Origin of the sequence: Alcanivorax sp. DSM 26293, from assembly GCF_900107995.1 — a bacterium.
Taxonomy (GTDB): domain Bacteria; phylum Pseudomonadota; class Gammaproteobacteria; order Pseudomonadales; family Alcanivoracaceae; genus Alcanivorax.
The window spans coordinates 607,128-631,523 of record NZ_FNUM01000001.1; the positions used below are offsets into that span (position 1 = coordinate 607,128).

Consider the following 24,396-nt stretch of genomic DNA (forward strand, 5'->3'; position numbering starts at 1 on the left):
GCCCTCGCGGGCGTTACCTCCACTGCGTTCCGGTTCGCGCCGCCAGCGACGCTCCTACAGAAAGGAAGGGGTTATTCCGTAGCCGGAGATTCTTTCACCGGCCGGTTGCGGTACCAATCCAAACCACTGACCGCGCCGTTGATCAGCCAGGCGGCTGCCACCAGGCCGCCGGCCATGGGCCAACCCCAGGTTTCCGGCAGCAGGTCGGTGCCGGGTACAAACACCAGGAACAGCACGGTCTCCAGTACTGCCAGCAACAAGGGGGCCGCCAATCGAGCCGGGTAATGCAGCTCAATGCCCAGCCAGCGCAGAACGGCGCCGCCCATGCCAAGGCCAAGCCAGATAACGATCAGACCACCAATAATCACTGCCACCGTTAACGCTCCTGTTCCTGTTGTCCGTAGAGTGCCTCACGGCCGTGCCGGACCGCCATGCCTTCGCGCACTTTTTTCGGCAAGCCGCCCACCACCAGGGCGTAGGAATGGTCGATCATGCGCTCGATTTCCCCGCGCGGGATGGAGCCATCCAGCTTGAGGGTATTCCAGTGTTTCTTGTTCATGTGGTAACCGGGAGTCACCGCCGCGAAAATATCCCGCAGCGCCTGGGCCTGGTCCGGGTCACATTTGAGATTCATGCGCCCTTCGCCCTGCTCTTGACTCAGCGTCGCGAACATCTTGTCACGGACTTTCATGACCGCCACATCCGGCCCAAAGGGAAAATCCTTGCGCGCTTCCGGCTTGCTCAGCAGGTAGGCTTCAGCGGCTTTTACGTCCATGATTCCGGTGTCCTGGTTGGCCGGCCATTGAGAAACCGTCGCCTGTCCGTGTCGCGTTGGCAGCAACGGCCATGGAGATGATACCGCCCCTGTTACCCACCGCCTACCGCACAACCGGTCGTTTGCACCGGAAAAACAGGTGGGCACTGATGAGCATGTTGCCCGGGCCCCGGGCGCATCCGCCCAATAAAAAACCCCGGCGGGTAGCCGGGGTCTTGAGCTTCGACAGTACCCTTGTGAGGTGGGGCCGAAACAGGCCGAGAGTTTACCCGCTTGCGGAAAGGATCGCGACAACCCGGCAGCGGGGAATGCCCGGGTTAATGAAAAATAATGTCACCCGATGAACAGCCTCCCGCCATGAAAGCCATGCTCAATACACCACCGCAAGCCCATTGGCGCCCCGGAACTGGCACGCCGCAGGCTCGCGATGGCGCAGGCACGCGCCCCGTTATCAGGAAATTTCCCGGGTTTCGCGGAACAGAATCTCCGGATGGCGTTCCTGGGCCAGCTGCAGGTTCACCCGGGTCGGCGCCAGATAGGTCAGGTGACCGGCGCCATCGCGGGACAGGTTGTCGTAGGCCTTGCGTTCAAAGGCCGCCAGCTCTTTATCACTGTCGGCTTCGATCCAGCGGGCGGTGGCCACACTCACCGGCTCATAGCGGCAATCCACGCCGTATTCGCCTTTCAGCCGCGCTGCCACCACATCGAACTGCAGGGTGCCCACGGCGCCAAGAATCACGTCGTTGTTACGCAGCGGGAAGAACACCTGGGTGGCACCCTCTTCCGCCAGCTGGGTCAGCCCCTTGTGCAGCTGCTTGCTCTTCAGGGGATCGTTGAGCACCACGCGCTGGAACAGTTCCGGGGCGAAGTGGGGAATGCCAGTGAAGGCCAGCTCTTCCCCTTCGGTGAAGGTGTCCCCGATCTGGATGGTGCCGTGGTTGTGCAGGCCGATGATGTCACCGGAAAAGGCCTCATCCACGTTGTCGCGTTCGCCGGCCAGGAAAGTCAGGGCATCGGGGATGCGCACGTCCTTGCCGGTACGTACCTGCTTGAGCTTGATCCCTTTCTGGTACTTGCCGGAACAGATGCGCATGAAGGCAATACGATCCCGGTGACGGGGGTCCATGTTCGCCTGGATCTTGAACACGAAGCCGGTCATCTTGGGTTCGTCGGCGGCCACCGTACGTGCGGTGGCGTCCCGGGGCTGGGGCGGCGGCGCCCAGTTCACCAGACCATCAAGCATGTGATCCACACCGAAGTTGCCCAGGGCGGTACCGAAGAACACCGGGGTCAGCTTGCCGGCCAGAAAACGCTCCAGGTCGAATTCGTGGCTGGCACCCTGCACCAGTTCCAGTGTCTCGCGCAGTTCTTCCGCGTAGTCCGCGCCGACGGCCTGGTCCAGCTCAGGATTGTCCAGCCCTTTCACTTCGCGCACGTCCTGCACGGTGTGGCCCTGGCCAGTCTTGTAGAGAACGGTGGTGTCGGTGAGCAGGTTATAGACGCCCTTGAAGCTCTTGCCCATACCGATGGGCCAGGTCACCGGGGCACACTCGATCTTGAGCACGTCCTCGATTTCATCCAGCACTTCAATGCCATCGCGGACATCCCGGTCCAGCTTGTTGATGAAGGTCAGGATCGGCGTGTCCCGCAGGCGGCACACTTCCATCAGCTTGACGGTCCGCTCCTCCACACCCTTGGCGGCATCAATCACCATCAACGCCGAATCCACGGCGGTGAGGGTGCGATAGGTATCTTCGGAGAAGTCGGCGTGGCCGGGGGTATCCAGCAGGTTGACCGTGGCCCCCTTGTAGGGAAACTGCATCACCGAGGTGGTCACGGAAATGCCCCGCTCCTTCTCCATCTCCATCCAGTCGGAGGTGGCGTGCTTGCCGGACTTCTTGCCTTTCACGGTACCTGCGCTCTGGATCAGGTTTCCGTACAACAGCAGCTTTTCGGTAATGGTGGTTTTACCGGCGTCCGGGTGCGAAATAATCGCGAAGGTGCGGCGCTTGGCCACCTGGTCTTGCAGGCTCATGGGGCTTCCGACTCTGACAGGGATTTTCGAGGGCGCGAGTATAACAGCCTTGCGAGCCCTTATCAGGCTCTCAGCGCCACCCTGTCAGACGATGCCGGAGCCCTTCAGCTGGCGCTGACGCATTAGCAGATAGAGGGCAAATCCCACCGCGACACCAGGAACCAGCCCCAGCAGCAGCGCCAGCCAACCGCCGCGGACCTGGTAACGCTGACGCTCGAACACCACCCAGATGGCAAGCACCACCCAGCACAAAATAACATCCGTGGAATACCCGGCCGCAAAGGGATTCACAAAGCCTCCGGCGGCGGCAGCCAGGATATCCGGGTTCTCCAGCAGCGGCGGGATAATCAGCACCGCAAACACCACACAAAAGCTCAGGGCTACCAGCAATAACAGTCGACGAAACAGGTTCTCTGACACAGGCCAAGTCCTCGCAATAGGTCATCCGTAATCACCGTATCCTTGAGGATTTACTCTGGTGTGTCCACCTTTCCAACTCGGTACTTCAGGGCGAGCCGAAAGCAGTGCTAGAGTGTCGGTTCCAGAACAACAAGGATGCCAGACCATGCCTGTTTATCTCCGCGCTTTCGCTGCCCTCTTCCTCGCTACCCTGCTGGCGGCCTGCAGCCGCACCCCGGACGCCAGCGATGCCCGTCAAGCGCTGGAGGCAGAACTGGACAACGCGCACCTGTCCGGCCTGTTGGCAGTCACCGATGTGGAAAAGCGCAATGGGTACGACGACGGAGACGGCCGCTACACCCTGGAAGTGGATTACCAGCTGAAAGCCAGGGACGACCTGGGTGGCTACACCGACAAGATCAAGGGTAACGAGGATCTGTCCGGCATGGATCGCTTTGCCATGATCATGACGCTCAGCGCCCTGCGTATGGAGCACGGCAACTTCAAGAAGGGCGATACCTTCCAGCGCCAGCGGGTGATTACCTTCCGGGATTCAGAGAACGGCTGGATGCCGATTCAGGAATAACAGGGAGCTGCAAGCCTCAAGCTGCAAGCTGCAACGCGGGTTGGGCCGTGCTAATCGAATAGCGCCCTGCCCGCGTTTTTTGTAGGAGCCTGCTTGCAGGCGATTGGAGTTGGCACCGGATTGGTAGGGCTTGGTTAGGCCTGTCGAGTTCTGAAATGCCTGATCGCCCTCCGGTCGATTTCCGCGCAAGCGCGGTTCGCGGTCGAACGACCGCTCCCACAGCAGCTTCGTAGAATGGCAATGAGCTCAGGGAACTTTCCAATCTTTCCCTATCCAACCAGCGTAGCTTGTAGCTTGTAGCTTGTAGCTTGTAGCTTGTAGCTTGTAGCTTGTAGCTTGTAGCTTGTAGCTCGTAGCTCGTAGCTCGTAGCTCGTAGCTTGTTATTTATGCCCGCCGGAGAGCAGGCATTGCATCAGTACCGCATTCTCGTGGCCTTCTCCCCTGCGGTAATAATTCTTGCGCACACCACAGACCTCAAACCCCAGCTGACGATACAGTGCCTGGGCGCTTTGATTGCTTTCGCGCACCTCCAGATACACCACCGACATGGCATCGGCCCGGGCGGACGCCAGGGCCTGTTGCAACATCCGTCGGGCGATACCTCGGCGTTGCCAGGCGGGCGCCACTGTAATATTGAGCACATGGGTTTCGTCGAGGATGCGCGAGAGGATCAGGAAGGCGACCAGCACATCGTCCACGGTGGCCACCTGACACAGATAGTTGTCGTTGCCCAGACAATCGCGAAAGTGGGCGCTGCTCCAGGGAGTCAACTGGGCCGCGGTTTCGATGGCCATGACCGCATCCAGATCTTCCGGCTCCATGGCGCGGATGAGCTCCTCGCGGGCGGGCTCACTCGCCATGGAAACCATTGGCCTGCATGGCTTGCCAGCTGGCCTTCTTGTGCTCGGCGGGCTCTGCCAGCATTTCCGCCAGGCTACTGACCACCAGCGCCGGTCGGCCCCCCAGCTGTAAGGGCTGATAGCGAGGCTGCTGAAACAGGGCATCACAGAGGCTGTCCGGCAGGCACAGCAGCACCCGCTCGCCACCAGCCTGTTCACAGAGGCCAGCAATAAACGCCGAGAGGGCCTGTGAGGCTTCTGCTGCCGGCATGGGCTGGTCGGTCAGCGGACAGAAGAAACGTCGCGGACGCTGGGGGCGCGCCTGAAACAGCGCCAGCAGGTTGGCCATCAGCGGCGCTTCAAACCGCCCCAGCCCCGGTGCCTGGCTGTCTTCCTGGGCGCACAGCAACCAGGTATCACCGCCAAGATGGGCCTCCAGGGTAAAGGTCAGCCCCCTGCCTTTCTCGACCGCGGGTGCCGCCGAAACGGGCTCCGGGGTCTCCGTGGGGGCTTCCGGGCTCTGGCTTTGTGGAGCCGTCGCAACCGGTGCCTCGCTGACCACCGGCGCCGCGGTCTGCGGCTGTGCCGGAGAAGGTGCAGCCTCTGCTGGCGATGCCGCCGGCGTCACCGGCTGATCGTTTTCCTCGTCCCAGTCCAGCAGCGGCGACGATGCCGCACCCGGCAACGGGGACCGGGCCACCCAGGGGGTCAGCCCCAGGGCTTTCAGGTAATGTTGTCGCTGGGCTTCATTCATAGGGCGCTCCGCACCGGTCGGATGTCCGACCAGAGACTCATACATCCGCCGCCTGCGGGTGGGCCCGTTCCAGGCCCGCCGCAAAATGGTTCAGCGCATTCAGGTAGGCCTTGGCCGAGGCAGTGATGATATCCACATCGGCACCGTGACCATTGACGATTCGCCCGCCCTTTTCCAGCCGCACCGTTACCTCACCCTGGCTGTCGGTGCCGGCGGTAATCGCGTTCACCGAATACAACTGCAGGGTGCTGTGGCTTTCCGCCAGCATCTCGATGGCCTTGAAGGCCGCGTCGACGGGACCGGCGCCGGTGGAGGTGGCCTCACGCTCCTGACCATCAATGGTCAGCACGATACGTGCTTCCGGGGTTTCACCGGTGCGCGCCGTGGCTTCCAGCAGCACCAGTTTGAAACGTTCTTCTTCGGCGGCTTTCTTGGTATCGCTGACCAGCGCCTGCAGGTCCTCATCAAACACTTCGTGCTTCTTGTCGGCCAGATCCTTGAAGCGCTGGAAGGCCTCGTTCATGGCGGCTTCCGACGCAAAGGTGATGCCCAGCTCGTCCAGGCGAGCGCGGAAGGCAGCGCGGCCGGAATGCTTGCCCAGCACCATCCGGTTGGTATGCCAGCCCACATCCTCGGCGGACATGATCTCGTAGGTTTCCCGGTGTTTGAGTACCCCGTCCTGGTGGATACCGGACTCGTGGGCGAACGCGTTGGCGCCGACGATGGCCTTGTTGGGCTGCACCGGGAAGCCGGTGATCTGCGACACCATTTTCGAGGTGGGCACGATCTCTTTGGCGTTGATGCCGGTGTCCACGTTGAACAGATCCTGGCGGGTACGGACCGCCATGACGATTTCTTCCAGTGAGGCATTCCCCGCCCGCTCACCGAGACCGTTGATGGTGCACTCCACCTGCCGGGCACCGGCCTGGACGGCGGCCAGTGAATTGGCCACCGCCAACCCCAGGTCATTGTGACAATGGACAGAGAACACCGCCTTGTCCGCGTTGGGAATGCGGGTGAGCAGCTTGCCGATGGTGTCACCGAACTGCTCGGGAATGGCATAGCCCACTGTGTCAGGGATGTTGATGGTGGTGGCGCCGGCATCGATCACTGCCTCGATGATGCGGCACAGGAAATCCAGCTCGGAACGGCCCGCATCCTCACAGGAAAACTCCACATCCCCCATATGATTGCGGGCATGTTTTACCGCCGCCACCGCATGCTCGACCACCTGATCCGGCGCCAAGCGCAGCTTGTGCTGCATATGGATCGGGCTGGTCGCCAGGAAGGTATGAATGCGCCCGGATTCTGCCCCGGCCAGGGCTTCTGCCGCCCGGTCGATATCCGACGCCTTGGCACGGGCCAGGGAGCAAATGGTGGATTCGCGCACGGTGTCGGCAATGGCCTTCACCGACAGAAAGTCCCCCTGGCTGGCGATGGCGAAGCCGGCTTCGATCACATCCACCTTCATCCGTTCCAGGGCCTTGGCGATACGCAGCTTCTCGTCCTGGTCCATGGTGGCGCCGGGGCTCTGCTCGCCATCGCGCAGAGTGGTATCGAAAATAATCAGGCGTTCTTTGCTCATCGGGGTCTCTCTCTGGCGGGTGAGCCATCCAGCTCACCGAGCTGTAGGAGCTATGCTTGCAGGGCGAACGACGGTGGCAAGTTTCCTGCCACGCAGTTGCCAACCCGAAGCCTCTTTGCCATGCGAGCATGGCTCCTACGGTGATTTGTCGTTGGGGTTTCCCTGAATTCTACACCAGTCGCAGGGTGCGCAGCACGGCTTCACGCAGGGCCTCTCCCGCCTCTCGCCCGGCGATTCCCTCTGCCAACCGGATCTTTTTGCCATCCACCTCGGCGATCAGCGTCACGTACTCGGTGCGGCGGCCATTGGTGGTGCTGCTCATGCCACTCTTGAGCACGACCTGCTCCGCCCTCAGCAGCTGTCCCTTGCGGGTAAACAGGGGCACACCCAGCCAGCGGCGCAGGCTGCGCACTTCGCCACCGCGAATCCATACATCCAGTCCGCGCCCCAGCGTAAAGAGGGTGCTGCCGACAATGGCATAGCCAATCAACCCGAAGATGCTGCCCATGACATACAGCATGAAACCCTCGCTGGCGGCAGCGATAAACAGCCCGGTGCCCACGGCGGCGAAAATACCCCCAAACACCAGTAGCGCCAGCTTCATGCCCAGGTGTCGGCCCGGACCGCTTTCCAGGTGCAGACCCTGGCCGGTCTGCGCCACCCGGATCTGTTCGTTGGCGGACTCCAGCGCGTCCACCTGACGCTCGCGCTGGTCGGCCATGACATGGGACTCCGGCAGACGGAAACGGCTTTCCCCCTGCCCTGCCACCACCGGGATATCCCAGCTGCGTTTCAGCTTGCGCTCTTCTACCCTGCCCTCCAGCTCTACGCGCCAGCAGATATAATTGCGGCCACTTCCGGAGGTCGGCGGCTGCTCCGCCGGCACATCGAAACAGAACAGAATATCGCTGCCTTGCTGGGTGGGCTGGCAAAAGGCTCGCTGGTCAATCTGCCAGAGAATGTCTTCCACGGTCTTGCGGTCCTTGCCGCTGCCGCTTTCCCGGCCACGGATACAGCTTAGCCATACGTCCATGTCCGTCTCCCGGGGCAGTGCCTTGCCCAGGCGGATGACGCCACCCACCTGCCCCCCGGCATGGCCCGGTTCCGGGTCCAGCTCCAGGGGAGTGGGGCCGAAAAACCGGTAATTACGGCGCATTTTCCAGCCTGCCCAGGCAATGCCGGCGCCCACGGCGGGAAACAGCAGCACCATCAGAATCGCATAGTCACCCCGGCTGACCTTATCCCAGACGGCCAGATACGCTGGCGACGGCAGCAGGATGAAAATGGCGCCAAACCCCACCAGAAACCAGTGACCGGATTTCTCATTGCTGTGGTACTGGCCGCCATCTGCCAGCTCGGCCTTGCCCTTGCTGTCCCGGTTAAACAGAAACATCAGGCCGCCGCCCACCAAGGCAAAGACACCACCGAAGGCCAGGCCAAACACCAGTGAGCCCCAACGCAGAGTGCGATCCAGAAACGCCTCGGACGGATTCGCCGGGTTGACCCAGGCCAAGACGGTGCGTCCGTGGGTGCGAGCCGACTCCAGACGGCGGGCCAGACGCTGCCAGTAATCGTCGAAATTATCGCTGCCGCCATACTGGCTCACCGTATCGTTGGCGTAGCTTCGCCCGTTATAGTCATAACGGTAGCGGGCGCTGACGCTGTAAGTGGTGGAACCGTCAGAATAACTGCGATTGAGAGTACTGCTAAGCACGGTGGCCGGCACCCTGTCCCAGCTACCGGACTGCCAGTATTGAAAGACGGGTTTGAGTCCCACAAAGAACATCACCGCCAGGCCTGCCACCAGGAAAACCCCGGGAAACAGGATGGTCATACACCCTGATGCCTTATCGTCTTTCTGCCCGTCCTGTTCTGTTTTTTCTGCGGTATTCGACACCGGTGATTCCCCCAAACAACAATACTCCGGCCAGGGCACCGTACAGGTGGGCATTCACATAGACCCGCCCGTCGATCCAGCTACGGAGATAATCCACGTCATAGCCTGCCTGCTGCTCAGTGACAATGCGCCCGGCGATCACCAGTAACACCAGCGAATGCAACCAGGGGTTACCCCGCCAGCCGATTAACAGACAGAAAACCAGCAAGCCATGAAGAATACCGGACAGGCCCACATAGTGCTGTAAACCGGTATCCAGAAAATACAACGCCAGGCCGGTGGCCAGCCCGCAGAACAGCAGCCAGCTCCAGAAACGCCCTCGATCCAGCAGGTCCGTGAAGAAATAACCGCACAGCACCAGCCCGGCCAGATTGAGCAGCATATGCCAGTGATTGAGATGCACCAGATGGCAGGTCAGCAGCCGCCAGATCTGACCCTGCTCGATGGCCCCACGGTCAAACCCCAGCCAGGGGTTAACCCATGCATGGGCCAGACCCAACACCACCATGAGGATCACCATCAGGGCGAAGTGCAGGCGGAGTTTGTTGTCTCTGGGTTGCATGGAGGTACCGGCTGAAAGAGAGCGGTCATTATGGGGAGGCAGCAATAGAAGGTGCAACCCAAGCCGAGCCCCAACAGCCTCCCTGTAGGAGCGTCGCTCGCGGCGCGATAACCCAAAGTCTGAAAATACAGATTTACCACAGAGCGCACAGAGATCACCGAGTAAAAGAACAGGTTTGCTCGGTGATCTCTGTGCGCTCTGTGGTAAAAGTGCTTTTGGTCCAGAGCTGGTTATCGCGCCGCGAGCGGCGCTCCTACGGTGGGTTCAGGACAGATGCCCCATAAAAGAAAACCCCGCACAAGGCGGGGTTTTCTGTGGAGCGTGTGACGAGGGGGATGATTTACATCATGCCGCCCATACCGCCCATTCCACCCATGCCGCCCATATCCGGGGCGCCACCGCCGTTTTCTTCCGGCTTGTCCGCCACCATGGCTTCGGTGGTGATCATCAGGCCGGCGATGGAGGCCGCTGCCTGCAGTGCGGAACGGGTTACCTTGGCAGGATCCAGGATACCCATTTCCAGCATGTCACCGTATTCACCGGTGGCCGCGTTGTAACCGTAGTTACCTTTGCCGTTACGCACTTCCTGTACGATCACGGAAGCTTCAGCGCCGGCGTTGTAGGCGATCTGACGCAGGGGCATTTCCAGCGCACGGAAAGTCAGGGCAATACCGGCGTTCTGCTCGTCGTTGTCACCCTTGATGGTGCCAACGTTGGCCAGAGCGCGAACCAGGGCCACACCGCCGCCCGGTACCACACCCTCTTCTACCGCCGCACGGGTCGCATGCAGGGCATCGTCCACACGGGCTTTCTTCTCTTTCATTTCAATCTCGGTGGCCGCACCGATCTTGATCACCGCAACACCGCCGGCCAGCTTGGCCACGCGCTCTTGCAGTTTTTCCTTGTCGTAGTCAGAAGAAGAGTTCTCGATTTCCTTGCGGATCTGCTCCACGCGGGCATCGATATCAGCCTGCTGGCCAGCGCCATCAACAATGGTGGTGTTTTCCTTGTCGATGTTCACTTTCTTGGCGGTACCCAGATCTTCCAGGGACGCATTTTCCAGGCTCAGGCCCACTTCTTCGCTGATCACGGTACCGCCGGTGAGGATGGCGATGTCCTGCAGCATGGCCTTGCGACGGTCACCGAAGCCCGGCGCTTTCACGGCGGCGCACTTGATGATGCCGCGCATGTTGTTCACAACCAGGGTCGCCAGCGCTTCGCCTTCGATGTCCTCGGCGATGATCAGCAGCGGCTTGCCTGCCTTGGCCACATTTTCCAGGGCCGGCAACAGCTCGCGGATGTTGGAGATCTTCTTGTCCACCAGCAGGATGTAGGGGTCTTCCAGCTCGACCTGCATCTTCTCCTGGTTGTTGATGAAGTAGGGGCTCAGGTAACCGCGGTCAAACTGCATGCCCTCAACCACGTCCAGCTCGTTCTGCAGGGACTGGCCTTCTTCAACGGTGATAACGCCTTCCTGGCCCACTTTTTCCATGGCCTGGGCGATGATTTCACCGACGGATTTATCGGCGTTGGCGGAAATGGTGCCCACCTGCTCGATGCTCTTGGTGTTGTCACACGGGGTGGACAGCTTCTTCAGCTCTTCCACCACGGCGGCCACAGCCTGGTCGATACCGCGTTTCAGGTCCATGGGGTTCATGCCGGCGGTGACAGACTTGAGGCCTTCGTTAACAAACGCCTGGGCCAGCACGGTGGCGGTGGTGGTGCCGTCGCCAGCTTCGTCGTTGGCCTTGGACGCCACTTCTTTCACCATCTGGGCGCCCATGTTCTCGAACTTGTCTTCCAGTTCGATTTCCTTGGCTACGGATACGCCATCCTTGGTGATGGCAGGCGCGCCAAAGGATTTTTCCAGTACCACGTTACGGCCTTTCGGGCCCAGGGTTACCTTGACCGCGTCGGCCAGGATGTTAACGCCTTTGGCCATACGCTGACGGGCTTCGTCACGGAACAGAATTTCTTTCGCCATGGTTCTTTACCTCTGCAAATCTTTACCCCGGAATGGGGTGAATACCCTTGCGGGCGTTCGTGTTCTTTCTTGGCTCTCGTACCCGGTCTTCAGCGCTTAGCCTTCGACCACGGCCAGAATTTCGGATTCGCTCATGATCAGCAGTTCTTCGCCGTCCACCTTCACGGTGTTACCGGCGTACTGACCGAAGATCACCTTGTCACCGGCTTTCACGTCCAGCGGACGTACATCACCGCTATCGGTGATCTTGCCGTTACCCACTGCGATCACTTCGCCGCGGGACGGCTTCTCGGCAGCGGAACCGGGCAGCACGATACCGCCAGCAGTCTTGGTTTCTTCCTCTTCACGGCGAACCAGCACGCGATCATGCAAAGGACGGATGCTCATTTTTCCTTAAACTCCCAGTTAGTTCGGTTGACACCCGAGCCGCTTCCCCAGCGGGCAGGGCTCGACAGTCGCAATTAGCACTCTAACGAGTCGAGTGCTAATAATAGTAATGATGCCAGAGCAGTCAATAGGGAATGTGACCTTTGAAAGCGCCGGTCCCGCGACCGCCTGCAGGACACAGGAGTGGGGCCGCAGCCCCGGGTTTCAAGGGGGCGGCGAAGAAAAATACTTTGCCGGACAAGGTAGCCCCGGCGTGCCGTTTGCCGTTTTTGCGAGTCTCTGAGCAATCCGGTCATTGGCCCGACCGGGGCTGCCCACCATAATCCGGGCCATCGTGAACCGACATTGCAAGGAATCACCATGGATCTGAAGCAGAAAGTGGTTGTTGTCACCGGCGCCGGCCGCGGCCTGGGCCGGGGTATTGCCACCTACTTTGCCGGCAAGGGCGCCCGCCTGGCCTGCGTGGACCTTAGCCAGGAAGACCTGGACGCCACTGTGGCGGCCTGCGAAGCCGCTGGCGGTGAAGCCCGTGCCTACCTGGCCAATGTGGCCAAGGAGGAAGAGGTAGAGAAACTGTTCAATGATGTGGTGGCCGACTTCGGCACCTTGCACGGCGTGGTCAACAATGCCGGCATCACCCGCGATGGTCTGCTGGTAAAGGCCAAGGACGGACAAGTGGTCAGCAAGATGAGCCTGCAACAATGGCAGGCGGTGATCGACGTGAACCTGACCGGCGTGTTCCTGTCTGGTCGCGAAGCGGCAGCCAAAATGCTGGAGCTGGGTGTCGAGGAAGGGGTCATCGTCAACATTTCCTCCCTGGCTCGCCAGGGCAGCTTCGGCCAGAGCAACTATGCCGCCGCCAAGACCGGGGTGGTTGCCCTGGCCGAGGTGTGGGCGAAGGAACTGGCTCGCTACAACATCCGTACCGGCGCCGTGGCCCCCGGCACCATCAACACCGACATGCTGGCCGCCATGAAGCCGGAAGCCCGTGAACGCCTGATTCAGGCCGTGCCCCTGCAGCGTCTGGGTGAAGCGGAACACATCGCCCGCTCCGTGGCCTTTATTTTCGAGACCGATTACTTCACCGGCCGTTGTATCGATATGGATGGCGGGCTTCGCTGAGCTGCAAGCTGCAAGCTGCAAGCTGCAAGCCAGCATGGTGTGCTGGCCACACAAAAGGGCACGCCTTCGGGCCTGCCCTTTTGTCTTCTTTCATGCTTTCCTTGTAGCTTGAAACTTGTGGCTTGAAGCTGCCTTTATGGACCCTGCATTCCGAGACGCCGTCTACCAGATTGTTGCCGCCATTCCGTCTGGCGCGGTGAGCAGCTATGGCGCCGTGGCCCGGCAGGCGGGCTTTCCCCGCCATGCCCGGTTTGTGGGTCGGCTGATGAGCCAGTTGCCCAGCGACACCCGTCTGCCCTGGCACCGGGTGTTGCGTGGAGACGGCCGGATAGCCCTGGCAGGCACGCCGGCAGGGGAAGAACAGGTACAGCGACTGCGCAACGAAAATGTCACCGTCCTGAGCGGCCGGGTACCCCGCCAGTATTTCCTGGGCCGGTAATGCCCCCGCATCGCTCCTTGCGGACAAAGTGTCTATGATGAGCCCTTCGCCCATCGGCAACATCCGCCAAGAGACTTATGCCCCCACAATCGACCAGTTGGCAGCAATCCCTGAAAGCCTTCCTGCACCCCCGTGTAGTGACCATGTTCTTCTACGGGTTTTCTGCAGGCATTCCGTTACTCCTGATCTTCTCGTCGTTATCCTTGTGGCTTCGCGAGGCGGGCATTGATCGCTCCACCGTCACCTACTTCAGCTGGGCAGCGCTGGCCTATTCCTTCAAATTTCTCTGGGCGCCGCTGATTGACCGCTTACCCATCCCCGGCCTGACACGCTGGCTGGGACGCCGTCGCGCCTGGCTGCTGGTAGCCCAGGCCACGGTGGCCATTTCCGTCTTCAGTATCTCTCTGGTGGATCCCACACAACCCGGCGCGTTGAATCTGATGGCCTTTGCCGTGGTAATGCTCGGGTTTACCGCAGCCACGCAGGATATTGTCATCGATGCCTATCGCATCGAGTCTGCCGGGGCAGAATTACAGGCGCTGATGTCCTCGTCCTATATCGCCGGCTACCGGATAGGCATGCTCACCTCCGGTGCCGGCTCCCTGGTGCTGGCAAGCTGGCTGGGCTCAACCAGCGAGGCCTACAGTTATCCCGCCTGGCAAACCACCTATGCGGTAATGGCCCTAACCATGCTGGTTGGCGCCATTACCACCTTGATTATTCGTGAGCCTGACAATCCCAGAACATCGCCCTACCAATACAGCAGCAGCCAATACCTGAAATTCCTGACCATCTTTGTGGCCGGTATTGCCACATTTATCAGCGTCTACGTCATGACCGCCGAGCTCGCCACGGCCCAGCGCACCACCCTGACTGACCTTCTCCACAATGGGGTCTTGTCCGGGCTGATCGTGGAGACACTTCGCCTTACCCTGGCCATTCTGACGGTTGCCGTGGTGATCAAGGCCCTCTCGCTGACACCGTTGTATGAAAAGCGGCTGGTCACCGAGAGCTACCTGGAACCGGTGAGAGATTTCTTCCAGCGTTACGGCAAACGATTGGCGTTACTGCTGTTGGTGTTTATCGGTTTTTACCGCATCTCGGATATTGTTCTCGGGGTGATTTCCAATGTCTTCTTTGAAGATATTGGCTTTACCAAAACCGAGATTGCCGGGGTGGTAAAAACCTTCGGGTTATTTATGACCATCGCAGGCGGTTTTCTGGGGGGGCTGCTGGCGGTCCGACACGGGGTCATACGCGTGCTTTACCTGGGGGCATTCCTGACCGTGGCCACCAATTTGCTGTTTCTCTGGCTGGCCTACGCGGGCCACGATATCCGCATTTTGTATGCGGTGATCTCTGCCGATAACTTGACCGCCGGCCTGGCCAGCGCCGCCTTTGTGGCCTTCCTCTCCCAGCTGACCAATGTGTCGTTCACCGCCGTCCAGTACGCCATTTTCAGCTCCCTGATGACGCTCCTGCCCAAAACCATTGGCGGCTATTCCGGCAGCATGGTGGATAATCTGGGCTATCCCGGTTTTTTCCTGCTGGCCAGCCTGATGGGCGTGCCGGTGCTGGGATTGATTTATCTGATCCAGCGCCATGAGGCCTTTCGGCAGTAAGGCAGCGCCCCAACCCGGCAGGGAGACAGTATACTTTTCAATCAATTGACAAACCGGCTATAGTGGACACTTACAAAAAACAACAATAAGAACACACGGATGAGTGACTCGGAACTCGATATTCTGGTGGTGGACGATGCCCGCTTCTCGGCGGCGGTGGTCAATCGTACCCTCGCCACTGCCGGTTATACCCGCATTCGCCACGCCCACAGCGCCCAGGACGCTCTCGGCCAATTGACCGAACAACCCGCCGATCTGGTGGTGGCGGACTGGCTGATGCCCGGCATGGACGGCCTGGAATTGACCCGTCGCATTCGTCAAAACGACGAAGCCAGCAATCGCTACACCTATGTGCTGCTACTCACCGCCCGCGAAGGCGTGGCGGCCTTGCAACAGGCCTTTGACCAGGGCGTGGACGATTTTGTGTCCAAATCCGCCATGACCGAGCAACTGCATCACCGGGTGATGGCGGCAGACCGGATCATTCAGCGTCACAACCGCATACAAACCGACTACCAGCGCATGCTGACCGTAAACCGTCAGCTCAAACGCCACGCCCTCATCGATCCCCTCACCGGTTTCGGTAATCGCCAGGACGCCCTGCGCGCCCTGCAGAATACCCTCAAGCAGGCAGAAAAACGGGGCGGCGCCGCCTGCCTGTTGATGCTGCGCCTGGAAGACTTCGAGGCCCTGCGTGCCCAGCGGGGCGACAAGGTAATGCAGCAGGGGGTCCTGGCGTTCAGCCGGCGCCTGCGCCAGTCGGTACGTCCCATGGATCATCTCTGCCGGTTGCAGACCGACCAGTTTGCCCTGATCACCTGGCAACCCCAGTTGAGCCATTGCGATCCCACCGGTTTCCGGCGCTTGTATGAAGGGCTCAACCACCGGGCCTACCAGACCGCTGCCGGCTTTCTGAGCTTGCAGGTAAGCATGGCAATCGCTGCCTCCGAAGGCCATGGCAGTGCCGAGCAGATGTTCGACCAGGCCCTGGTGGAGCTGGATCAGTCCCTCAGCGAACGACGCATTGTCTCGGCCACCGCCAACGTGTGACTCATGACGCCGTCCCACCGCGTCCCGATTTGAGCGTCGACACCCGGTTCCCGCTTCCAATCTGATATTGCCGCTCACGGCCATCCGCCGACAACAATCTCCCCGATCTCTGTGCTCTCTGTGCCGGCTGTGGTACAAAACCATTCTTTGCGGTTGGACATCATGCCACACACTCTTCCCCACTGGTTTTTGCTCGGGGCCGGCAATATGGGCTCGCTGGCGGCCTGGTATCTGACCCGGGCCGGGCACCGGATCACCGTGATTCGTGACGCCACCGCCTCGCCATTGGAAAAAACGCTCTGGCTGCCGGACGGACAGCCGCACGCCTTTTCACTGCCTGTGCTGGCGCCTGCGGCCCTGCCCGACCGGATCGACCATTTACTGGTGGCCGTCAAAACCCCATATACCCGCCAGGCGATGGCGACCGTGGCTGACCGTCTCGATAACGGCGCCCGGGTATTGCGTTTTCAGAACGGCATCGGCGCCATGGACGGTTTATTGCCAGCGGGCTGCCAGCTGATGGAGGCGATCACCACCAGCGCCGTCAAAGGGCAACACCCCACCCATACCGTGGTGGCGGAAAATGCCACCTGGCTGGGTGGCAGCAGCCCCCCGCCTGACTGGTTTGCCACCCTGGCCAAACACTGGCCCCACCTGCACTGGGAGGACGATATCCGCCCGCGCCAGTGGCACAAGCTGGTCGCCAATGCGGTAATCAATCCGTTGACCGCCCTCCACGATGTACCCAATGGCCGGGTGAGTGACGACCCGGCCCTGCGCGAACAGGCCCAGCAACTTTGCCGGGAAGCAGATCAGATACTGCAGCACCTGGACCCGGCATGGCCCGGTCATTCCATAGACAATGTGCTCGCCGTGGCCCGGGCCACCGCCGGCAACACCTCCTCCATGCGCGCTGACCGGCAACGGGGCGCTCCCACGGAGGTGGATGCCATCAATGGCTGGCTGGTGAAGCAGGCAGAGAAACTGGGCTTGGCAGTTCCCGCCAACAGGCAGGTGATCACGGCACTAACGGTGCGCTAAAACCCTTGACGAAATATGCGGTTCGAGAAGCGACAACCAGGCTTTCCCGGCGGTCATGGTTTTGCTCTTCGAAACTCGCTTCTCGAACCTCGAACCTGAATGCCCCCCGCCCTACCCTTTCTGAGTCATCCCGACCGCTGCGGCTTTTACCCATCAGCACTGGAATTAGACGCGGTTTTTCGCCATCGTAGCGGGCACTTCTCCGGATTCGTGGAACACCGATGCAACCTCGACATCTTCTGGCCATAGGCCTGATTGCCTCCAGCGGCCTGACCCTGGCTGATAACGAAATCAAGGCGGTAAAAGTCAGTGGCGCCAGTCACCCCAGCCTGGCCGGGGAGCTGCCCACCGGCACCCTGACCCTGGACCGGGAAACCCTGGCCAGCATGCCCGCCGGTAACCTGACGGAAGTGCTGGATACCGTGGGCGGCCTGCAGGCCAGTCAGCTCTTTGGCATTAACGGCAGCGAGGCCAGCCTGGACCTGCTGGGCTTTGGCGCCACCGCCAACCAGAACACCCTGATCCTGCTCAATGGTCGCCGCCTCTCGAATATTGATCTGGCCAGCCCCTTCCTCAGTGGCATTCCCCTGGCCGCCATTGAGCGTATCGAGATCCTTCCTGGCGCGGGTGCAGCCTTGTACGGCAATGGCGCCGTGGGCGGGGTGATCAATATCATCACCCGCCGCCGCTATGAAAACAGCGCCGGGCTGGAAGTGAATGGCGGCAGCTATGGCACCCTTGGCGGCAGCGGCTATGCCACTGGCCAGCAGGGCAACCTGAGCGGCGCCGTGGCCATCAGCACCCTGGACAGCGACGGGTACCGGGACAACAACGCGGTGCGCAATCACAGCGCCTTCGCCGATGTGCGCTACCAGGAGGAAGGTATCGAAGCCTACTTCACCGCCAGCGGCGAAGACCAGGAACTGGGCCTGCCCGGCGGTCGCACCGACGCGCAATTTCGCAATGACCCACAGGGGACCGACACTCCCTTCGATAATGCCGAACAGGACAATTACTGGCTGATGCCGGGCCTGCGCATCGCCTTGCGCGGTAACACCGCGCTGACCCTGGAAGCCAGCAAACGCCGCCAGCAGCAGGCGTTTGAATACGTTTCCAGCGGCAGCGTGGGGGAAACCGTGGTTGAGAGCATCAGCGTCACCCCCAAACTGGAAGGTCAGCACACCACCGGTAGCGCAGTGCACAACTGGACCCTGGGTCTGGATCTGAACGAATACGACTACGACAGCCAGACCAGTTTCGGTGACCGGGAACTGGAACAGAGCCAGCGGGCCTGGTATCTGCACAACCTGGTCAGCCTGACCCCGAAACTTTCCGTCAGCGCCGGGGCCCGCAAGCTGGAAAGCACCCTTAGCGGCGAAGGACAAGACAAGGAGCAGGACGGCGAAATGTACGAGGGCGGGATTCGCTATACCTTCACCGGCAACCTGGCCCTGTTCGCCGGCGCCCAGCGCAGTGTGCGTATTGCCAATGTGGATGAACTGAGTCCTTTCAATCCCCCCATTGATCCGCAAACCGGCAAGGGCTACACCGCCGGGGCCAGCTGGTCCCAGGGACGTCAGCACTCCACCCTGACTTTCTGGCGGGCCGAGATCGACAACGAGATCGTCTTCGACCCAACCGTCGGTGCCTTTGGTAGCAACCGTAACCTGGAAGATCGCACCGTGCACAAGGGCGTCAGCATCAACTCCCGCTGGCGGCTGGACAAGGACCTGATGCTGACCATCAATGCCAGCGCCCAGCAGGCCCGCTTCGACGGTGGCCCCTTCGACCGCAACGACGTCCCGCTGGTGCCGGAACAGACGATGCAACTGATTGCCGACTGGCAGGCCCTGTCCTGGCTGTCCACCCAGATCAGCCACCGCTATGTGGGGGATCGACGGTTCGACGGGGACCTGGACAACCGCTTCCGCAAACTGGACCACTACCGCACCACGGACCTGCAGCTGACTGCTCGCTACCGGGCCATGTACCTCAAGGCCGGGGTCTACAACCTGGAAGATCACCAGGTGGTGGATTACGGTAACTTCAGCAACACCACAAACACGGCCACGCTGTATCCGTTACCGGAACGTCATTACCGCGCCGCGTTTGGCATGGAATTCTAAGGTCATACCCCAACCCCGTTGGAGCCTTGCTCGCAAGGCGAATGAGGTTAACGCTTCGCCTTGCAAGCAAGGCTCCAACGGGAAAAGAGTGATACGCGCCCCCATCAGGAGCCACCATGAGCGACAAGGACAAGACCCGCATCAACCGGGTAATTACCCGCACCGGCGACCGTGGCGACACCGGGCTTGCCGATGGCAGTCGGGTGAGCAAATGGCATCCGCGCATTCAGGTACTGGGTGAGCTGGATGAGCTGAACAGCGCCCTGGGGGTACTGCGAGCCCGGTCCCTGGATACGGATCTGGATACCGTGCTCGGCCTGGCCCAGCAATTGCTGTTCGATATCGGTGGCGAGCTGGCGATCCCCGGTCGCCGGGTCATCGACGATCACGATCTGGTGGAACTGGAATCCCGGGCGGATACCTTCAATGCGGAGCTGCCGCCGCTGAAAGAGTTCGTTCTCCCCGGGGGCCACCCGGATGCCGCCTGGTGCCATCACTGTCGCACGGTCGCCCGGCGCACCGAACGCCACCTTGTTGCCCTTCTGGAAGCCGACGAAGACGCCGTCAATCCGGTCAGCCTGGCTCTGATCAATCGCCTTTCTGATCTGCTATTCGTGATGGCCCGGGTGATCAATCTGCGCCAGGAATCACCGGAGACGCTTTGGACGCCGAAAGGCTGAGGAACAAGTTGCAACGGCCATTGTGAAAACATTGTGCAACCCTGACGCAAAAGCAGAGGCCCGGGCTACACTGTAAGCCCGGATTGATGATGTTTTGCCATGGGCATCCGCAACAAACTCTTTGTCATTTTCCTTTCCACCTTCCTGGTGCTCACCCTGGCGGCCAGCGGTTTCTATTACCTGGCCTTTCTGGGCAGCCTGGAAACCTATCTGGATGAACGCCAGCAGGCCCAGGTAGAAAGGCTGGCAGATCATCTGGGTCTGCTCTACCAGCAACGTGGCGGCTGGCAATTCCTGATGGACGATCCCCGCCTGCTTAAACGACTCTACCGGCTGGCCGGCGACCGGGATGATGACCGGGACAGCCGTGCTGATCACCGCCACCTGCAACTGCTGGATGCACATCGGCAGCGGCTGCTGGGCCCACCGGTGCCACCGAAATTCCGTTCGGAAATCCCCGTCCAGGTCGGCCCTGGTATCGTTGGCTACCTGACTTACCCGGACCAGGAAGCCATCCGCGACAAGCTGGACCAGCGCTTCATGGGCCGCCAACTGCGCTTCATCGGCTGGATGCTGTTTGTCGGTGTCTTGCTGTCACTGCTGGTCTCCTGGCTGCTGGCTCGCCACCTGGTGGCTCCGATTCTGGCCCTGTCCAAGCACACCCGCGATCTCCAGGAAGGCCATTACAGCGCCCGTCTGGAAAGCCGGCGCCGGGACGAACTGGGTACGCTCACCGACCAGGTGAATCAGTTGGCACAACGACTGGATCAGGGCCAGCAGGCCCGTCAACGCTGGTTCTCGGACATTGCCCACGAGCTGCGCACCCCGGTGGCAATCCTGCAGGGGGAACTGGAAGCCATCAGCGATGGCATTCGCCCCTTGAGCCCGGCGTTCATCAAGTCCCTGGAAGGAGAAGTGGCCCAGCTCACCCACCTGATCAACGACCTGCACGATCTGGCGCTGGCCGACGGTGGCAATCTGCGTTACCAGTTCCATCGAGACGATCTGGCGGACCTGCTTGGCGAGGTGGTCGACAGTTATCGCAACAGCTTTAGCCAGCAGAGCATCAGCCTGGAAACCCATCTTCCCGACCGAGCCGTTATCGATATGGACCCGGTGCGTATTCGCCAGTTGCTGGACAACCTGATGCAGAATTCGCTCAAGTACACGGCCAGCGGCGGGACCTTGAGCCTGTCCCTGACACAGCAGTCAGGCCAATGGGAACTCCTTGTCGACGACAGCGCCCCCGGCGTGCCCGACGATGCCCTGCCCCGCCTGTTCGATCATCTCTACCGGGTGGAAAGCTCTCGCAACCGCCGCACGGGGGGGGCCGGCCTGGGGCTGGCTATCTGCCAGCGGATTATTGAAGCCCATGGCGGCACCATTGCGGCAGCACACAGTCCTCTGGGCGGCGTTCGCATCTGCATTACCCTGCCGGGAGGCGCCCCATGAATCGCATCCTGATCGTGGAAGACGAGCCCCGCCTGTCACAACTGATGGCGGACTATCTCCAGCACGCGCACTTTCACACCGAGCAGACTGACAGCGCAAGGCAGGCTATGGCGTTGGCAAAAAAGGAACACTTTCAGGCCATTCTGCTGGATCTGATGCTACCGGATGGTGATGGTATGGAAGTGTGCAAGGCCATTCGCCAACACAGCCAGGTGCCGATCCTGATGGTCACCGCCCGGGTGGATGAAGTGGATCGTCTGCTGGGCCTGGAGCTGGGCGCCGATGATTATATCTGCAAGCCCTTCAGCCCCCGGGAAGTGGTGGCCAGGGTCAAGGCGGTATTGCGCCGGGCCAATCCGCAACAAGACAGTTCCACCCCCACCCTGACTCTGGACGAGGAGCGTTATGAGGCAGTCATGGGTTCACAGCGGGTCGCTCTCACCGCCATTGAGTTTGCCCTGCTTGCCACCCTGGCCCGCCACCCCGGCCGTATCTGGTCCCGGGACCAGTTGATGGATGAAATCTACCAGGATCACCGGGTAGTGTCCGACCGCACCATCGACAGCCACATCCGCAAACTGCGCCGCAAACTCAGCGACGGGGATGACGCATCCCATGACTGGATCGGCAGTGTTTACGGAGTGGGATACCGGTTGGAGCAGCCATAACAGCCGCAAGCGACAAGCCTCAAGCTGCAACATGGTGAAAGGTTTTATGATCGAAAACCGCTGAGGCCGCGCCCCTACTTTGGGCGCGGCCTCAGCGCTGAAAAGCACAGAATCCAGGATTCGCGTTTTAGCTTGCAGCTTGAGGCTTGTAGCTTGTCACTGCTTCTTCCTTTTTTCCTGCATATTCCTTGCACGCTTCCCGCCCATACTGATCCCACACATTCACAGGGACTCACAGAGTCACAAGGAGAGCATCATGAAAAAACTGGCTATCGTTGCCCTGGCTATCTTTACCACTTCCGCTTTTGCCTATGGCCCCGGTCATAAAGGCGGGGAGCAAATGGTTGAGCGCCTGGAAAAGAAACTGGAACTGAGCGAAGCGCAAAGCACCCAGCTCAAAGCGATTTTTCAGGAGCAGGGCGAAAAGATGAAAGCCTTGCACGAAGAAACACAAAGCAAGATGAACCAGGTATTGACCCCGGCGCAGCAGGAAAAGCTGGCTGAGATGAAAGAGCAACGCAAGGCACGCTGGGAAGAACGCAAGGAAAACTGGAAGGAAAACAAGGGCAAGCGCGGAGAGTAATCCGCGCTAATGCCTTATCCCGCGCGATACACAAAACCCGGCCATTAAAGACCTGGGATAATGTCCGTTCTTTGCCGTAGGAGCATCGCTCCCGGCGCGATTCCAACGTAGCCAATCGCGCCGCCAGCGACGCTCCTACAGCAACGCCCGTCGCATATCTGTCAACAACTGGCTCAGGTAGGTCGTGAACCGGGCCGCATCGGCCCCATCAATCACACGGTGATCATAGGACAGGCTCAACGGCAGCATCAGCCGGGGCTGAAACTGTTCACCATCCCAGACCGGCTGCAGGTCGGACCGGCTCACCCCGAGGATGGCCACTTCCGGCCAGTTCACGATGGGCGTAAAGGCCGTGCCGCCAATGCCTCCCAGCGAAGAAATACTGAACGTCCCGCCCTTCATGTCTGCCGGTGTCAGTTTGCGATTGCGGGCCTTTTCCGCCAGCTCACTCATTTCCAGGGCAATGGCTTTCAGCCCCTTCTTGTCCGCATCCTTGATCACCGGCACCACCAGCCCATTGGGGGTGTCCACGGCAATGCCGATGTTGATGTAGTGCTTCTGGATCAGCGCCTCACCACTGTTTTCCAGGGAGCTATTGAAACGGGGGAATTCCTTCAAGGCTCTGGCACAGGCACTGACCAGAAACGCCAGCATGGTCAATTTGACGCCCTCTTTTTCCAGGGCCTTGTTCTGTTGTTTGCGGAAAGCTTCCAGGTCAGTGATATCCGCATTGTCATGCTGGGTGACATGGGGAATGGTCAGCCAGGAGCGAGTCAGGTTCTGGGCGGACACCTTGCGCAGCTTGTTGAGCTCCAGCCGCTCGATCTCGCCGAACTGGCTGAAATCAATTTCCGGCAATTCCACCGCCAGCCCACCGCCAGCTGCGGCAGGTGCACCTTCAAGGCGCTGTTTCACCCAGGCGTGTACATCTTCCTTGAGGATTCGGTCCTTGGGACCGGTGCCGTTGACCTGGGCCAGATCGACACCCATTTCCCGGGCCAGTTTGCGGACCGCCGGGCCAGCATGCACGGACTTTGAGGGGGAACCGGCATCCGCCGTGGTTGGCTGCGACGTTGCCGGAGCCGGTTTTTGCTCGGTGGAGGCCTGCTCCGGGGCTGGCGTCGGCTTTGTCTCTGACTTTTCTGCCGCCTCGGCTTTGTTGTCCGCTGCCGGCTTGCCGCCGGCCACCGCCATGGTCAGCAGCGCATCGCCGGTGCCGACCTTGTCACCCACCTTCACCGCCACCGATTCCACCTTGCCGGCGGAGGGAGAAGGAATTTCCAGGGACGCCTTGTCCGATTCCACCACCACGATGACCTGCTCCTGCTCGAGCTCATCACCCACGGCCACATTCACTTCGATAATTTCTGCGGAATCGATATCGCCCAGGTCCGGGACTGAAACGGTTTCGCTGCCACCGCTTTGCTGCGCTTGCGACGCTTCGGACTCACCCCCTTCTTGCGGCTTTGACTCCGTATCCGGTTTTTCCTCTGCGGCCTGCGACGGTTCACTGGCAGCCTCGGAGCCCGCGGAGGCCTGATCTTCCGACTCGACTTCGGCCTCCACTTCCATCAGTTCATCGCCTTCCTTGACCCGATCCCCCACCTTGACGCTGATGGCGGTAATTTTTCCCGCTTGCGGTGCGGGCACTTCCACCGTGGCCTTGTCGGATTCCAGAACAATAATGGTGTCTTCTGCGGCAATGGTGTCGCCGACTTTCACGCTGATCTCGATGACGTCAACAGGATCACTGCTGCCCACATCGGGAACACGAATCATGCTCTTACTCACACCGGTCTCCTTTTGTGA

At 60.6% G+C, this 24,396-nt stretch carries 23 protein-coding genes; 11 read left to right on the top strand and 12 right to left on the bottom strand.

What is annotated here, in order from left to right:
- Positions 1-71: 71 nt before the first annotated feature.
- The 4 genes from C4S63_RS02705 to C4S63_RS02720 all read right to left on the bottom strand — a co-directional run bounded on the left by C4S63_RS02705 (position 72) and on the right by C4S63_RS02720 (position 3,230).
- A complete protein-coding gene (locus C4S63_RS02705) occupies positions 72-374 on the bottom strand; it encodes a hypothetical protein (protein ID WP_103916623.1) in 303 nt (100 codons plus the stop codon).
- Positions 375-376: 2 nt separating this feature from the next.
- A complete protein-coding gene (locus C4S63_RS02710; RefSeq protein ID WP_103916624.1) occupies positions 377-775 on the bottom strand; it encodes an MmcQ/YjbR family DNA-binding protein in 399 nt (132 codons plus the stop codon).
- A gap of 451 nt (positions 776-1,226) precedes the next feature.
- The gene (gene prfC, locus C4S63_RS02715) at positions 1,227-2,810 is read right to left on the bottom strand and encodes a peptide chain release factor 3 (RefSeq protein ID WP_062816766.1); all 1,584 of its coding nucleotides are present in this window, start codon (positions 2,808-2,810) and stop codon (positions 1,227-1,229) included.
- Positions 2,811-2,894: 84 nt separating this feature from the next.
- A complete protein-coding gene (locus C4S63_RS02720) occupies positions 2,895-3,230 on the bottom strand; it encodes a DUF2834 domain-containing protein (RefSeq protein WP_103916625.1) in 336 nt (111 codons plus the stop codon).
- Positions 3,231-3,375: 145 nt separating this feature from the next.
- Here C4S63_RS02720 and C4S63_RS02725 point away from each other — a divergent pair, with 145 nt between their 5' ends.
- Entirely contained in the window at positions 3,376-3,795 is a 420-nt protein-coding gene (locus C4S63_RS02725; RefSeq protein ID WP_103916626.1) for a hypothetical protein, read from the top strand.
- Positions 3,796-4,176: 381 nt separating this feature from the next.
- On the opposite strand, the gene rimI is transcribed toward C4S63_RS02725, so the two are convergent.
- The 7 genes from rimI to groES all read right to left on the bottom strand — a co-directional run bounded on the left by rimI (position 4,177) and on the right by groES (position 11,804).
- On the bottom strand, positions 4,177-4,656 hold the full coding sequence (gene rimI, locus C4S63_RS02730; RefSeq protein ID WP_234999915.1) for a ribosomal protein S18-alanine N-acetyltransferase: 480 nt from the start codon (positions 4,654-4,656) through the stop codon (positions 4,177-4,179).
- A complete protein-coding gene (locus C4S63_RS02735) occupies positions 4,646-5,389 on the bottom strand; it encodes a hypothetical protein (protein ID WP_103916628.1) in 744 nt (247 codons plus the stop codon). Before C4S63_RS02735 ends, rimI begins: the two co-directional genes overlap by 11 nt.
- Positions 5,390-5,426: 37 nt before the next feature.
- Positions 5,427-6,974: a 2-isopropylmalate synthase gene (locus C4S63_RS02740; RefSeq protein WP_062816762.1), complete on the bottom strand. Its 1,548-nt coding sequence runs from the start codon at positions 6,972-6,974 to the stop codon at positions 5,427-5,429.
- A gap of 169 nt (positions 6,975-7,143) precedes the next feature.
- Positions 7,144-8,808 carry a DUF3592 domain-containing protein gene (locus tag C4S63_RS02745; RefSeq protein ID WP_103916629.1) on the bottom strand — a complete coding sequence of 555 codons (1,665 nt, stop codon included), beginning with the start codon at positions 8,806-8,808 and terminating at the stop codon, positions 7,144-7,146.
- 13 nt (positions 8,809-8,821) lie between these two features.
- Complete coding sequence (rrtA, locus tag C4S63_RS02750; protein WP_103916630.1) at positions 8,822-9,433, bottom strand: rhombosortase; 612 nt, start codon at positions 9,431-9,433, stop codon at positions 8,822-8,824.
- Between the two features lie 340 nt (positions 9,434-9,773).
- Positions 9,774-11,417 carry a chaperonin GroEL gene (gene groL, locus C4S63_RS02755; protein ID WP_062816759.1) on the bottom strand — a complete coding sequence of 548 codons (1,644 nt, stop codon included), beginning with the start codon at positions 11,415-11,417 and terminating at the stop codon, positions 9,774-9,776.
- A 96-nt stretch (positions 11,418-11,513) separates the two neighbouring features.
- On the bottom strand, positions 11,514-11,804 hold the full coding sequence (gene groES, locus C4S63_RS02760) for a co-chaperone GroES (RefSeq protein ID WP_062816758.1): 291 nt from the start codon (positions 11,802-11,804) through the stop codon (positions 11,514-11,516).
- Positions 11,805-12,164: 360 nt separating this feature from the next.
- Here groES and C4S63_RS02765 point away from each other — a divergent pair, with 360 nt between their 5' ends.
- The 10 genes from C4S63_RS02765 to C4S63_RS02810 all read left to right on the top strand — a co-directional run bounded on the left by C4S63_RS02765 (position 12,165) and on the right by C4S63_RS02810 (position 22,587).
- Positions 12,165-12,926, top strand: a complete 762-nt coding sequence (locus C4S63_RS02765; protein WP_103916631.1) for an SDR family oxidoreductase — start codon at positions 12,165-12,167, stop codon at positions 12,924-12,926.
- Between the two features lie 136 nt (positions 12,927-13,062).
- Positions 13,063-13,365, top strand: a complete 303-nt coding sequence (locus C4S63_RS02770) for an MGMT family protein (protein WP_062816756.1) — start codon at positions 13,063-13,065, stop codon at positions 13,363-13,365.
- A 77-nt stretch (positions 13,366-13,442) separates the two neighbouring features.
- Entirely contained in the window at positions 13,443-14,987 is a 1,545-nt protein-coding gene (locus C4S63_RS02775; protein WP_103916632.1) for an MFS transporter, read from the top strand.
- A 99-nt stretch (positions 14,988-15,086) separates the two neighbouring features.
- Complete coding sequence (locus C4S63_RS02780; protein ID WP_062816754.1) at positions 15,087-16,037, top strand: response regulator; 951 nt, start codon at positions 15,087-15,089, stop codon at positions 16,035-16,037.
- 162 nt (positions 16,038-16,199) lie between these two features.
- Entirely contained in the window at positions 16,200-17,078 is an 879-nt protein-coding gene (locus C4S63_RS02785; protein ID WP_103916633.1) for a ketopantoate reductase family protein, read from the top strand.
- Between the two features lie 221 nt (positions 17,079-17,299).
- Positions 17,300-19,204 (top strand): TonB-dependent siderophore receptor, encoded by a 1,905-nt coding sequence (locus C4S63_RS02790; RefSeq protein WP_103916634.1) that lies wholly within the window; start codon positions 17,300-17,302, stop codon positions 19,202-19,204.
- Between the two features lie 116 nt (positions 19,205-19,320).
- On the top strand, positions 19,321-19,884 hold the full coding sequence (locus tag C4S63_RS02795; protein ID WP_062816751.1) for a cob(I)yrinic acid a,c-diamide adenosyltransferase: 564 nt from the start codon (positions 19,321-19,323) through the stop codon (positions 19,882-19,884).
- Positions 19,885-19,983: 99 nt separating this feature from the next.
- Positions 19,984-21,336, top strand: coding sequence for an ATP-binding protein (locus C4S63_RS02800; protein ID WP_062816750.1), 1,353 nt, complete (start codon positions 19,984-19,986; stop codon positions 21,334-21,336).
- Positions 21,333-22,004: a response regulator gene (locus C4S63_RS02805; RefSeq protein ID WP_062816749.1), complete on the top strand. Its 672-nt coding sequence runs from the start codon at positions 21,333-21,335 to the stop codon at positions 22,002-22,004. The genes C4S63_RS02800 and C4S63_RS02805 overlap by 4 nt, the downstream gene beginning before the upstream one ends.
- Before the next feature lie 256 nt (positions 22,005-22,260).
- A complete protein-coding gene (locus tag C4S63_RS02810) occupies positions 22,261-22,587 on the top strand; it encodes a Spy/CpxP family protein refolding chaperone (RefSeq protein WP_062816748.1) in 327 nt (108 codons plus the stop codon).
- Between the two features lie 135 nt (positions 22,588-22,722).
- Here the strand turns inward: C4S63_RS02810 and aceF are convergent, their stop codons facing one another.
- Complete coding sequence (gene aceF / locus C4S63_RS02815) at positions 22,723-24,378, bottom strand: dihydrolipoyllysine-residue acetyltransferase (RefSeq protein WP_103916635.1); 1,656 nt, start codon at positions 24,376-24,378, stop codon at positions 22,723-22,725.
- Between the last annotated feature and the right edge of the window lie 18 nt (positions 24,379-24,396).